10 protein-coding genes and 2 pseudogenes are annotated in these 13,630 nt (G+C 33.9%); 6 read left to right on the top strand and 6 right to left on the bottom strand.

Annotation, left to right across the window (positions count from 1 at the left end):
• Positions 1-10 precede the first annotated feature (10 nt).
• Both LX95_RS10755 and LX95_RS10760 read left to right on the top strand, forming a co-directional pair.
• Positions 11-211 carry a hypothetical protein gene (locus tag LX95_RS10755; protein WP_111541468.1) on the top strand — a complete coding sequence of 67 codons (201 nt, stop codon included), beginning with the start codon at positions 11-13 and terminating at the stop codon, positions 209-211.
• A 155-nt stretch (positions 212-366) separates the two neighbouring features.
• A pseudogene (locus tag LX95_RS10760) lies at positions 367-522 on the top strand (DUF2200 family protein); the annotation flags it as partial.
• Positions 523-1,507: 985 nt separating this feature from the next.
• Here LX95_RS10760 and LX95_RS10765 read toward each other — a convergent pair.
• Positions 1,508-2,251 (bottom strand): hypothetical protein, encoded by a 744-nt coding sequence (locus tag LX95_RS10765; protein WP_111541470.1) that lies wholly within the window; start codon positions 2,249-2,251, stop codon positions 1,508-1,510.
• A 506-nt stretch (positions 2,252-2,757) separates the two neighbouring features.
• Here LX95_RS10765 and LX95_RS10770 point away from each other — a divergent pair.
• Positions 2,758-2,934 (top strand): histone H1, encoded by a 177-nt coding sequence (locus LX95_RS10770; RefSeq protein WP_111541471.1) that lies wholly within the window; start codon positions 2,758-2,760, stop codon positions 2,932-2,934.
• A gap of 101 nt (positions 2,935-3,035) precedes the next feature.
• Here LX95_RS10770 and LX95_RS10775 read toward each other — a convergent pair whose 3' ends face one another.
• Positions 3,036-4,910: a BamA/TamA family outer membrane protein gene (locus LX95_RS10775; RefSeq protein ID WP_146240779.1), complete on the bottom strand. Its 1,875-nt coding sequence runs from the start codon at positions 4,908-4,910 to the stop codon at positions 3,036-3,038.
• A 134-nt stretch (positions 4,911-5,044) separates the two neighbouring features.
• Between LX95_RS10775 and LX95_RS10780 the strand changes: the two are divergent.
• Positions 5,045-6,474: pseudogene (locus tag LX95_RS10780) on the top strand (MBOAT family O-acyltransferase).
• Positions 6,475-6,488: 14 nt separating this feature from the next.
• Positions 6,489-7,367 (top strand): hypothetical protein, encoded by an 879-nt coding sequence (locus LX95_RS10785; RefSeq protein WP_146240780.1) that lies wholly within the window; start codon positions 6,489-6,491, stop codon positions 7,365-7,367.
• Here LX95_RS10785 and LX95_RS10790 read toward each other — a convergent pair whose 3' ends face one another.
• Both LX95_RS10790 and LX95_RS10795 read right to left on the bottom strand, forming a co-directional pair.
• Positions 7,368-7,547, bottom strand: coding sequence for a hypothetical protein (locus LX95_RS10790; RefSeq protein ID WP_111541474.1), 180 nt, complete (start codon positions 7,545-7,547; stop codon positions 7,368-7,370).
• 3 nt (positions 7,548-7,550) lie between these two features.
• A complete protein-coding gene (locus LX95_RS10795; RefSeq protein WP_111541475.1) occupies positions 7,551-8,237 on the bottom strand; it encodes an ABC transporter ATP-binding protein in 687 nt (228 codons plus the stop codon).
• Between the two features lie 923 nt (positions 8,238-9,160).
• Here LX95_RS10795 and LX95_RS14810 point away from each other — a divergent pair.
• The gene (locus LX95_RS14810; RefSeq protein WP_262509666.1) at positions 9,161-9,283 is read left to right on the top strand and encodes a hypothetical protein; all 123 of its coding nucleotides are present in this window, start codon (positions 9,161-9,163) and stop codon (positions 9,281-9,283) included.
• Here LX95_RS14810 and LX95_RS10800 read toward each other — a convergent pair.
• Positions 9,278-10,048, bottom strand: a complete 771-nt coding sequence (locus tag LX95_RS10800; protein WP_111541476.1) for an O-methyltransferase — start codon at positions 10,046-10,048, stop codon at positions 9,278-9,280. The two genes, LX95_RS14810 and LX95_RS10800, sit on opposite strands and share 6 nt — an antisense overlap.
• Before the next feature lie 1,654 nt (positions 10,049-11,702).
• Entirely contained in the window at positions 11,703-13,568 is a 1,866-nt protein-coding gene (locus LX95_RS10810) for an ABC-F family ATP-binding cassette domain-containing protein (RefSeq protein WP_111541674.1), read from the bottom strand.
• Positions 13,569-13,630: the final 62 nt, after the last annotated feature.

Below are 13,630 nucleotides of genomic sequence, written 5' to 3' on the forward strand. Positions count from 1 at the left end.
ATTCATAACAATGAAAAAAATATATAGACAGTTAATCATTTTAAGTCTTATTATACTAAGTGCGCCATATATAAGTGCTCAAGGAATAGATGATGCTTTTGGTTTCCCTGACACCAATGTAGAAGATGTACCCGCAGCACCCATTGATATATTTGTTTACATTGGGGTAGCGGCAGCTGCTTGCTTGGGTATTCGAAAAGTAAAAAATTAAAAAAGCACATCTCTGCAAAAAAAACCTCGGTAATCTTTACTCAGGTTTTTTTTGCGTGATTCCACCAAGAGATACTGATTTGACTATATTTTTAATCTAGCTGAAATTTTTTTAATCTACGATAATTACAATATAGAAATAGAAAGCTGACTCAGTTGAATGAAAACGCTCCTCTTATCAAAAGCGTGATTTGCGGTTATCGCATAGAAGAAATTGAAGAGCCCTTAACACAGCAAGTACGTTTTTTAGATAAATTAGTAGACGAATTGGCTCGAGGCCGAAAGATGGAAAAGATTTTACGTAAAGAATAAAATTCTTTTAATTTCTTTATTCCAAGACCTCATCTAGAAACTGCTGGAGTTAAATAATTTATTCCGGTGAGTTTCCTCCTTTTGGAAATATTTAAGCTGAAGTAAAGTGAAAGAGTAAAATGAATAAATCATTTATGTAATTTCTATTTAATAATTAAAAACTTATTTCTATGTATCTTATTAATTAATCAAAGAAAAGATCTTTCACTTCACTACGTTTTGCTCTAGATGACAGGTTCTTTTCTGTCTGTCATTTCGATGGACGAAGGACTGAGAAATCTGTTTAAATAGGAGTTAGAGTTTTTAATGAAGGTATTTCATTTTGTTTCTCTCCACTCTGCATGACAGTCGTTGGTATTATTCCGATAGTGTTAAAAATAGTATAGAGAAGTATATCTAAATTCCTCGAGCAAGATGCCGCAAGCTTTCAAAGGATAGTTTTTGCTGCTATTAAAGTAATTCGAATTTTCCTTAGAAAGAGCACTGACCTACTTTTCATGAACGTCGTAAAATCAAGAAAAAGCTTAGCGTTGGAAGGAGAGGATAGCCTAGCGAAGCGGTTTGTTATCCGCAGGTCAAAGCTTTTTAACAGATTTTCAAGTTCAGGAAAATCAGTCTAGATTTTTGCTTCTTTTTAGCAATGAAAAAGAAGAAATGTTTCATCAAAAAGAAGATTTTCAATAGCTACCTGTGAACTTTCTTCATCAATTTGTATTACCTAAAAAACACCTCTTCGCTAGAAGATGCACGAACTCCAATAAAATAGCAAAGCGTGAGCTATATAAACCCGTCCGACCGTTATGGGCAGGAGTCTAGGCTTACGAATCTTCCTCTAAATATTATTAACTCACTTAGCTATTTCTAAGCTTTAACTCATATCGTCATGCTAAATTTATTTTAACATCTCATCCTTTTTAAATTCACGCCGAACCTGACCAAATTAAATAGTACCTCAGTTTTTTTAACCTAATAATAAATTTTTAAATTAGTCCTTTAATCGAAATACTTTTTCAATTTTAGCTGGATGTAATTCTTTGTCATTGAGAGAAATACTACCCATGAGAACATCTTCTTTATAGTAATGAATACAAGAGGAAACGATAACTAAGCAAGGCGATGTAAGCGGAAGAGTAGTAAAGGTTTGTGATGCTAATGGATCATCAAAGAAAGTGACGTTAATTTTAAATACTTCTTCGTGTAAAGGCTTATAGGTGTTTTGTTCATAAGTACTCACCAAATAACATATCTCAGCACGATGATCGGGAGAAAGCCAGTGAATTTGAGTTTTGGGATTCAAGTTTCCAGTTTCAATCAAAATTTCTTGAGAAGGAGTAAGCGTACAATTAACCATAAGTCTGCAATACTCCGTAAATAAACTCGATAGGTTAAATTCAAATCCGTTCAATAAAGAGAAATCTCCTTTGCATAAATCTTTTTTTCCTTTAGAAATTTCGGTATTGCTTAGCATAGCTTGATAAATAGTTTTTCGAAAGCGATTAAACATTTGATGGTCATAATAGGTAAGGAATAGCCTGCGTAAACTTACACTTAGAGCTTTGGTAGTCCGAGAAGCAGTACCAAAATCTGAAGCCGATAATTTTGTCTGCTTGGTTTGCTTTACTCCGTTTTTTCCTGGTTTCGCTTGTAGAATGGTTTTTCCGTTTACTTGTCTAAATACCAAATTTCCCAATCCGCCAACGATTCGGTTATGTTTATCTAATTGAGCCATCGCTTATATCTTATTAAATTTAACAATCAAATGTGTATATCAAAGAGTAATACCTTATTGTTTACATTATGTAAGCACACTTTTTGTATAAAAGTGTGTATTGAGTGTGGACTCGATGTGGTTTGGGTGTGTATTCTATTTATCTGAAACCTAACTTTAAATCCGTTCAATTCTCAAGCAAAAAAGGCTTTAACTTTGATAATCTGGTAGTAAGATACTAAAAAAATACTTTATAATGTTTTTAAAAGAAGGGGGTAAGTTGCTGTTTTTTATGTGATTATAGTGTAAGCTTGTAGAAGAGGCTTTCTAAAAATAAATATAAGGCAGGTGAAGTTTTCCTGGGTTTCCCTTTTCACTGTATATTTTATAGGTTAAGTAATAACTTCAACACACACTTAAAATACCCACTTGGAAGGGATATCATGCAGGTATACCAAGATTAAGGTAGTTATTTATAGAAATAATTTTATTTTAGCCTTTTAATTTAAATTTATAACATAGATTTTATGAAAGAACTTATCGAAAACATCCAAAGTACTTACGAAGCGTTTGAAAACGATGCTAATCAACAATTAGAAAGCGGAAATAAAGCAGCTGGTACTAGAGCTAGAAAATCATCTTTAGCACTTGAAAAATTGTTAAAAGAATTCCGTAAAGTTTCTATTGCAGAAGCTAAGAAATAATAAAATTTATCCCCTCCACCGAGGGGATTCTTTTTTTAGCAGTTCTATTACTGATTTTAAAAAGCTAACTGAAATTATATAAAGTTGCTTTTTATCGCTTTTTAGCGGAATTCTAAAATGTGGGGTTCTCGGTAATCGTATTCATCTAACCTAAAAAGATTATCGTAATTCCCATTAAAACGCATTATATTTTGTCCTTCGCCAGGAATATTGGGGAAAAACGAAAAGGATAATTTTATATTTTCAAATACAAAATAATCATTGCTTATCAAGAAGCCAAATCCCACCCGGGTATAGGAATCATTCTTAAAGAAGGGATCGGGTTCTTCTCCAATAAATCCTACATCAAAAGCTATAAACGGACTCATACGAAAACCTAGCCAACTAAAAGGAACATAAGACTGGGTTTGAAAATTAAAAACAAATTTTCGAGTTCCGCGTATGCGCTGAGTATCAAAACCATAAATACCATCATAGCCACTCAAATCTAACCGGTCTTTAATAATTTCTTTGCGGTTAATTCCCACCGTCATATTAGTTTTTACAAACTGACGTAAATACCAGTGTCCTAAAGTAAAGACAGGGGTAAAATAAGTGCTTTGTACTTTAAATAAAGACTGACTAGCCTGGCCTCCTTTAAAGTAACTTCCATATTGTAGGTTAGCAGCAAGGTAGCCAAAGTCGCTAAAATAATTGGTAAGGGTTAAATCGGTACCTATATATAAGTTGTTTTCACCGTTTTGAGATTGCACTCCCGCGTGAAGAAAATAGCTGTGACCTACACCAATATCCTCAATATCTCCATTTCTAAAAATATACCGATCTCTTAGGTAGTTAACTTGACGAATTCCGGCAGAGCCTAATTTTATATTTTGGTTGGAAAAAAAAGCAACAGAATCTATATTTTTACTAGGCTTTTCTAAAAATTCGGTTTGGGCATATCTTGCCGCTAGGATAAAATTTGTGGGAAGATCTCCTTTTTCTGTCCGGTTGGCTAAAGGAATAGCATAGCCTCCCCAAATATTATGACCTTGGGTTTTAATGGGGGTTCTATTTATGCTATCACCACTTTCTTGATAAAAATCTTCATAACTATGCTTTTTCTGTAAACTAACTTCTCCAGCCCATCGCGTATAGGGCGAATAGAAACTTCGGTTTAACCGAATGATGTTGAGGTAAGATTGATCGGTTTCTACATCTCTAGAGATTTCTGCATTGATATAAGAATTGTAAATGTTTCGTACTTTATAGCCTAAGGTAAACCCTATATTTTCGCTGTTTTCAAAATCTTTTTTATAAGCAGTGGAATATTGATGACCCGTACCAAAAAAATTATATTCTCGAAGCCTAATTTCTCCATCATTTGCAGAAATATCTCCGTCCACTCCCAAACTCCAACTATCTAGCACATAAATATAAAGATCTATGGAGTCGGAGGAAGGTGTAATTTCCTGGGGTTGTATAAGCGCTCGTCTTATAAAATTTCTTCTTCTCAATAAGCGTTCTGATTCTAAAACCACAAGCGAATCTAGCGGGGTATTTTCTTTTAATAGAGTTAAACCGCGTACCGTAAAATTTTTAGTTTTTGCGTGGAGAGAATTTCCAAGGCGGTCCAACCTTTTAATGGGCTTTACGGTGGTGTCTTTTTCGCTATAACCAAAGGGGTCATAGGTGGTGATGTTTATTTTTCTAATGATCTTTCCTTGATGTTTGAGGAAATTACGCTTGAGTTGTTGCTCAATTTGCTGGTTAGCTTTTTTTTCATCAGCAGGATTTACCGGCTCTAACATCAATTGATACAGTAGTTTCGAAAACATACTGCGTTTGGAGGTCGTTTCTAGTTTTTTATAAAAGACTGCGCTCTTTTGTTGCTGAATAGAATCTCTACTACCTATAGTAGATAGACTGTCTTTCTTTTGAGCAAATAAAGAAAAAGACACACAAAAGACGCACCATAAAACTATGCCGTACTTCAAATTACTCCGTTATCAGTGAATAGAACAAACATAGTTATTTTTACTGAATAGGTACTCTTTTATAACTATAAGCTGGTAAGCATATATTTTTAGAAAAAATATATTAGTTTTGAGTGGTTCTTTTAAACTATTACATGCTTTTTAATTCCATAGATTTTGCTATTTTCTTACCCATTGTTTTTGCGATTTATTGGGGGTTAAAAAAACATTTAAAGGCTCAAAATTTCTTTATTGCTGTAGCTAGTTATGTGTTTATGGTATGTGGGATTGGCGTTTTCTTTTTCTGATTCTTTTTAGCACAGTTGTAGATTATACTATGGGACTGTATATAGACAAAAGTAAATCAAAGCAAAATCGAAAGTTTTTTTTATGGATTAGTATTTTGATTAACCTTGGTTTTTTAGGTTATTTTAAATATTCCAATTTTTTCTTAGAAAGCTTTGTAGATGCATTTACTTTCTTTGGGCAAGATGTAAGATTTAGAGGATTAGAAATTGTACTTCCTGTAGGAATTAGCTTTTATACTTTTCAGACCTTAAGTTATACCATAGATGTATACCGGAAAAAGCTTACACCTACTAGAGATTTTATAGCTTTTAGTGCGTTTGTAAGTTTTTTTCCTCAATTGGTGGCAGGACCTATCGAGCGGGCTACACATTTATTACCGCAATTTTATTCTAAAAGAAAGTTTAAATATCGTCAAGCAAGAGATGGATTATATCTCATCATTTGGGGGCTTTTTAAAAAAATAGTGATAGCTGATAACTGTGCCCAATATGCTAATGATATTTTTGAGAATTATGATGATTATTCTTCACCAACTTTAATTTTAGGAGCTGTTTATTTCGCTTTTCAAATTTATGGTGATTTTTCAGGTTATTCTGATATAGCTATTGGAACCTCCAGGCTTTTTGGGTTTGATTTGATGCGAAACTTTGCTTATCCTTATTTTTCTCGTGATATAGCCGAATTTTGGCGTAGGTGGCATATCTCGCTCTCTACTTGGTTTCGTGATTATCTATATATTCCTTTAGGTGGAAGTAGAGGGGGGACGTGGATGAAAGTACGCAACACTTTTATTATATTTTTGGTAAGCGGTTTTTGGCATGGGGCTAATTGGACATTTATAGTTTGGGGAGCATTAAATGCTATTTATTTTTTACCCCTAATGTTAAGAGGGAAAAATAGAAATCACATAGATATTATAGGAGAAAATAAAGTTTTTCCCTCAATCAAGGAGTTTTATAATATCACCGTCACTTTTATGATGACTGCTTTTGCTTGGATTTTTTTTAGAGCAAATTCTGTTACTCATGATTTTCTCTATATAGAAGAACTGTTTACTTTTAAATTTAAAGTAGATCGTTTGGTAATTGAACGTTTTCCTTTTGAGATACTTCCATTAATAGGTTTACTTATTTGTATGGAGTGGTTTTCTAGAAATAGAGAACATCCTTTAAAGAATTCTAATATAGCCTACATAAAGGCTGTATTTTTAGTTTTGATGATTTTAATTTTTGGAAGCTTTTCAGAAATGCAAGAATTTATTTATTTTCAATTTTAAATCACAATAAGTAGATGATAAAAGCTATAAAACTTTCCTTGTATACTTTACTCATCGTCGTAGTAATTGCATTTTGCCTAGACTGGCTTTATACATATAGCTATAAAAACCCTGTTTATGCACGAGATAAAGTTTCTTGGATGTATTCTATAAATGAAAAAAAGATCAAGGAGTATGACTACGCTCTTTTCGGTTCTTCTAGGTGCATTTATCATATCAATCCTGTTCAAATTGAAAGAGAAACCGGCATTAAGGGAATTAATTTGGGATATTCAGGCTCCAATCCATTTGAAATAAAGTTGATGGTCCATGAGTTTTTAGAAATTAACCAACCTGACCGAATATTTGTGCAGTTAGATGATCGTTTTAATAGGGTGCATAGAGATCCTATTTCAATTACTCCTTGGATTCCTTTTATCCGTAAACCTTACCTATATGAGGAAATAAAAAAAAATGACTCTTTATCTTTTTATTTAAAAAACATTCCATTTTATCGTTACACCCAATACGAATCAAAATTAGGTATTCGCAATGTAGCGTTAAGTTATATGAAAGAGAATAATTTTTCAGAACTTGAAGGATTTAAAGCGATGTCAGGAATAGCCGGAAAAGGCAAAACGAAGGATTATAATTTAATTGATGAACCTAATCCTCATATACTTGAGATACAAAGATGGTGTGATGAATTAGGAGTTAAGGTTGACTTTTTTACAGCACCTTATTATAATAGAACTATCAATACTGCTGTAATAGCAAAGCATGTTGCTCCCTATAAAGATTTTTCAGAAATTTTTGATGATCGCTTGTATTTTTCTGACCCTAATCATTTAAATGGAAAAGGAGCAGAAGAATTTACTCGCATTTTTATAAAAGAATATTTTAAAATAGAATAACTACTTCTTATGTTGTTCTTCTTTTCGATTTTTTATTCGTTGCCTAAAGTTTTTAGAATTACGACCAGATCTTTTTTCTTTATTACGCTTGTTATTCGCTAATACGAGAAGAAAAAGTAAAGCGAGACCTCCAAAAACAAGGAGAATTTGAGTAAGGGGAGAAAAATTGTCAAAATTCATAAATTATCGGTTTCTTTGGTCACTTTCAATCATTCCATCCCGAAGTCTAATGACTCTATGGGCATGTTCGGCAATTTCTTCTTCGTGAGTCACCAATATGACGGTGTTTCCAGCGGCATGAATTTCATTAAATAGATTCATAATCTCCACCGAAGTTTTTGAATCTAAATTTCCTGTAGGTTCATCGGCTAAAATGATGGAAGGTTTATTGACTAAGGCTCTTCCTACGGCTACCCTTTGACGCTGACCTCCAGAAAGCTGATTGGGTTTATGATCCATACGGTCTCCTAAGCCCACATTTTTTAAAACTTCTGTAGCTCTGGCATCTCTGTCCTTTTTAGATTTTCCGGCATAAATCATAGGTAAAGCGACATTGTCTAAAGCCGTAGTTCTAGGTAAAAGGTTAAAGGTCTGGAAAACAAAACCGATTTCTTTATTTCGAATTTCAGCCAGTTCGTCATCACTTAACTGGGAGACATCCTTTCCGCTAAGGATATAAGAACCAGAAGTGGGGGTGTCTAAACAACCTAATAAATTCATCAACGTAGACTTCCCTGATCCCGAAGGTCCCATTAAGGCCACATAGTCTCCTTTTCGAATGTTGAGATCAATGCCCTTTAAAACCTTCACCGTTTCTTGACCTAATTGAAAATCTCTTTTAATGTTTTTAATTTGAATGACGTCGCTCATACTGAATCTGATTTCTATAGGTAAGACGTTAGCTGCTTAATTTTGTTACAAGGTAAAAAAAAATCGCTCAGTTTTTTTAGACTTTTGAAGGAAGATATTAAAATGTAGAAATAAGAAATAATGGATATAAAAATGATGGAGGTAGGGTATAGGACTTAATACATTAAAATTCCTTCTTATCAATAAATGTAGTGTGAGATATGAGAGAATAGAGGTGAGACATAAGACTTAGTTTTAATGATGAAACTGCGACATTGGACGTATGACATAAGATTCCTCTCTATCAATAAATATAAAGCATTCGGCTTTTCCAAAATTTCTCGTAAAACCAGCCGGTGTGTCTGGCAGGTTGTTAAATAGGTTGACTTAAAATTTTAGACTGTCTGAGACCGATGGGAATCGGGTGAGTTCCTAAAATTTAGCTTGCAAACCTACAATTTAGAGTAAGTTTCGTAAGCCTAGACTTTCCTGCCCGTACCGGTTTCTTACTTTTTCTGGCAATGAGAAAATGTAAAAATATAAATCGGAAAACTACTATCATACTGAGCGTAACAAAGCAGAGTCGAAGTATCTTTAGCTTAGTAACTCTAAACACCCTTTCTGATGAAACATCTTTAAATAAAAGCTACAACTCCTATTAAAAAGATTTCTCAGTCGTCCCTCCTTCGAAATGACAGGGTATTTTTTATTGAAAAGATTTCTCAGTCGTTCCTCTTTCGAAATGACAGGGTATTTTTTTATTAAAAAGGTTTATCAGTCGAGACTCCCTTGAACTCATAAAAATGTAGGAGATTAATATAGAATGGGATGCTGAATCAAGTTCAGCATGACGTGTAATTAAGGTCGTATATCGTAGGTTTTCTGTGAAATTCAAAGAGACAAACTAGTTCGATTATCACTTCAATGGCTTTTAATGCTATATAATGAAATTAAAAGTGTATCGAGAAGCTGATATATTAAATGTAGAAAAGGGAGAGGTAGATATAGTAAACCAACAAAAAAACCTTCCTACAAGAACTAAAAACAGAAGAAACTTAGGTTTATAACCTGATTTTAAAATGTTCTTTTTCCTGTTCTTTTCTAAAAAATATCAATCCCCAATAAAAGGTATCGATACTTACTTTAACTTTTGGGTGTTTTTTTATTTCTTCCCAGACTTCTTGCATTCCGCTAGACCAGTAGATGTCGTCAAAGATAAATACGGTTTCATTATGAATTAAGGGCAATAAAGCTTCAAAATATTCAAGGGTCGCCTCTTTACTATGATGTCCGTCTATAAAGGCTAAATCTATTTTTTGAAAAGGAATGTTAGGAATTTGTTCCGTAAAGTCACCTATAGCTACTTGAATATTGTTAAGTTGGTGTTTTTGAAAGTATGCTTTGGCTACTGCAGCGGTCTGCGGACAGCCTTCTATGGTATAAAGTTTGACAGGATTATTACATGCGATACTAGCGGCGCCAATTCCTACAGAAGTTCCTAGTTCTACAGCAGTTTTAATCTGAAAATAATGCGTTAACCGATTTAGAAATTTACTCCGTTTTAAGGTAGTACCCGCATTTTTAGCAATGGCAGCGACTTCTCTTTTATCCTCAAGAAATACCTGAGACCCTGCACCCAAATCTTTTACTTGGATAGACTGCTTATCATTCAAAATCTCTTGACGGAATTTTTTTAAAATAGGATAGGAGTTGTACTCCTTCTTGTCATAAAAGCATAACGTAACGAGTTGATACACAAAAGGAGAGTGTACCCCATGCTGGTTGGAGCTTTTCCACCAAAAATTTGGATATGATTTAAGTAAGTGCTTCAAGGCTTTTAAATCTCATGAGGGAGTAAAAATAAAGATTATAGCTTATCTTTTAAAAATTTGTAAGCTGTAATTTTTATATAGTTTGAGATAGATAGGAAGTAGTGGTGGTTTTCTTAAAAATTCTAACTCCATTTTAAGCAGATTTCTCAGTCGTTCCTCTTTCGAAATGACAATCGCTTACTTGTCATATTGAGTGCAACGCAGTGGAGTCGAAATATCTTATAAAAATTCTAACTCCTGTTTAAATAGATTTCTCAGTCGTTTCTCCCTCGAAATGACAGGTTATAATTTTTTATTGAATAGATTTCTTAGTTCTTTTTCCATCGAAATGACAGTTATAATTTTTTATTGAACAGATTTCTCAGTCGTTCCTTCTTCGAAATGACAAATTTGAGATTTTTCCCAATCTAGATACAAGAACTTAAACTGCATACTCCCTCACTAAATTCTAGATTATATCAAACCTATTTTACTTTTTGCATTGCCCAAAAAGACCTCTTCGGTAGAAGATGCACGAATTCCAATAAAATAGCTAAGTGTGAGCTAAACAAACCCGCCCCACCGGTACGGGCAGGAGTCTAGACTGATTTTCCTAAACTTAAAAATCAGCTAAAAAACTTTATCCTGTGGATAGCAAACCGCTCCGCTAAGCTTTTTCTTGATTTTACTACGCTCATGAAAAGTAGGTCACTTCGCTTTCTAAGAAAAATTTGCATTATTTTAATAACATCAAAAAATATCCTTTGAAAGCCTAGATTTTCCTGGGCGGGTTTGGTTCTTTTTCCGGCAATGGACAAAAGAATAAATACCAATAAATGTTGAACTTTCACTTGTTAAATAGAAATTATAATAATGATTTCTTCATTTTACTCATTCACTTTACTATTGCTTAAGTATTCGTGAATCTCTAAAATCGATTTATCTTGATATAAAACGAAGCAAAAGATCAAGACTGATTAAAAATCTATAAAAAAATACTACGGAAACCACAGCCACAAATGAAAAGAACTCACCCTCCTTATCAGTCGGTTTCAAACAGCTTTTTATTTTCTAGCCCTCTCTGCTTCCCTGATTTTCAATATATTTTTAGATAGGTCAATTTTTACGGAAGATGAAAGAATACAAGGATAAGATTTAGGACTTAAGACTCTTCTCTTTATCAATAAATATAGATTATCTATAGAAAGCATTCGGCCTATCGAAAATTACTCGTGAAATTGGCAGTGCAGTGAGCGCAAAATTTTAGGCTGTTTGAGACCGATGGCAATCGGGTAAGTTCCTAAAGTTTAGCTTACAAACATACAATTTTGAGTAATTTTCGTAAGCCTAGACTTTTTTGTTACTTTTTCCGGCAATGGGAAAAAGTAAAAATATTAATTAGAAATTACTGTCATATTGAGCGCAGCGTAGTGGAGTCGAAATATCTTTTAAAAGTTCTAACTTCTGTTTAAATAGATTTCTCAGTTGTACCTCCTTCGAAATGACAGGTTACAATTTTTATTGAACAGATTTCTCAGTTGTACCTCCTTCGAAATGACAGGTTACAATTTTTATTGAATAGATTTCTCAGTCGTTCCTCTTTCGAAATGACAGGTTACATTTTTTTTATTGAACAGATTTCTCAGTTGTTCTTCCTTTGAAATGACAGTAGAAGTTAATCCTCTCCTTCCATAATCGCTGAAAGTTCAAACCAGCGTTCGGTTTTTTGATCGATCTCATCGATGATTTTTTGTAAGGCTATAGATTTTTCTTTGATCTGCTCTTCGGTTAATTCTTTCAAAAACTCCTGTTGCAAATTCTCTTTTTTACGCTCTAGCTGAGGTAAGTCTTTTTCAATACGCTTAAATTCTTTCTGCTCATTGTAACTGAGTTGGGTATCGGCTGTGGTAGCTTTCCAATCGCTTTTAGAATTTGCTTTTGTCTTTTCAGTAACTGGACTAGTACTGCTATCATAAGCTCTAAAGTCGCTATAATTTCCAGGAAAATCTTCTACTTCTCCTTGGCCTCTAAAAACAAATAAGTGATCTACAATCTTATCCATAAAGTAACGGTCGTGAGAAACCACCAACAAGCAGCCTGGATAATCTAAAAGAAAACTTTCTAAGACATTGAGGGTTACAATATCCAAATCGTTGGTTGGCTCATCGAGAATTAAAAAGTTAGGATTCTGAATAAGAATGGTACATAAATATAAACGTTTGCGCTCTCCACCGCTTAGTTTTTCTACGTAATCATATTGCTTCTTTCTGTCAAATAAAAAGCGTTCTAGTAGCTGAGCAGCAGAAATTTGCTTTCCTTTTTTTAGAGGAATATATTCTCCGAATTCACGAATGACCTCAATTACTTTTTGACCTTCTTTAATACGAATCCCTTTTTGGGTGTAATACCCAAATTTCACAGTTTCTCCAATGGTGATTTTTCCGCTATCCGCTTTTAGATTTCCGGTAAGGATATTAAGAAAAGTTGATTTACCCGTTCCGTTTTTACCGATAATTCCCAGTCGTTCTCCAGGTTGAAAATTATAGTTGAATTGATCTAATAATACTTTTCCGTCGAAACTTTTAGAAATCTTATGAAGCTCCACGATCTTATTTCCCATACGTTCCATATTGAGCTCGAGCTGTACTTCGTGTTCATTACGACGTTTATGGGCATTGGCTTTAATATCGGCAAAATCGTCAATTCTCGATTTAGATTTGGTAGTTCGCGCTTTGGGTTGGCGACGCATCCAGTCGAGTTCTTTTTTATAGAGCTGTTTAGCTTTATCAGTATTGGTTTTTTCAACTTCTACACGGGCCTCTTTTTTATCGAGGTAATAACTGTAATTTCCTTTATAAGTGTAGAGTTGCCCGTCTTCAAGTTCGATAATTTCATTACACACCCGTTCTAAGAAATAACGGTCGTGAGTAACCATAAAGAGGGTGAAGTTTTGTTTTTTAAAGAAATCTTCGAGCCACTCAATCATTTCTAAATCTAAGTGGTTGGTAGGCTCATCAAGAATTAGCAAGTCAGGTTTGTCTAGGAGAACGGTGGCTAATGCCAATCGCTTTTTTTGCCCTCCCGAAAGTTTAGACACCGATTGGTGAAGGTCTTCTAATTTTAGTTTAGATAAAATTTGTTTATATTCTGTTTCAAAATCCCAAGCTTGTTTGGCTTCCATCAAATCGAAAGCTTTTTGATAAGCATCCGTATCTTCAGGATTGTTGAGCGCTTTTTCATATTGCTCAATAATACGAAGCACTTCATTGTCGGATGTAAATACCACTTGCTCTACGGTGAGTTTCGGATCAAGATTGGGTTCCTGCGGCAAAAACGCTACCTTAATATCTTTACGATAGACTACTTTTCCTTCATCAGGAAGTTCGGCTTGAGATAAAATATTTAGGAGGGAAGTTTTTCCAGTTCCATTTTTGGCGATAAGGGCAATTTTCTGTCCTTGATTGATTCCGAAGGATAGATCTTTAAATAAAATGCGTTCGCCAAATGCTTTGGCGATGTTCTCGATAGATGCGTAATTCAAGGCTTTTGATTTTTGTTGCAAATTAACAAGAAAATACTGAGTATTTTAGGTTTAGGTTTTAT

This window comes from Mesonia algae (genome assembly GCF_003253545.1).
GTDB lineage: Bacteria > Bacteroidota > Bacteroidia > Flavobacteriales > Flavobacteriaceae > Mesonia > Mesonia algae.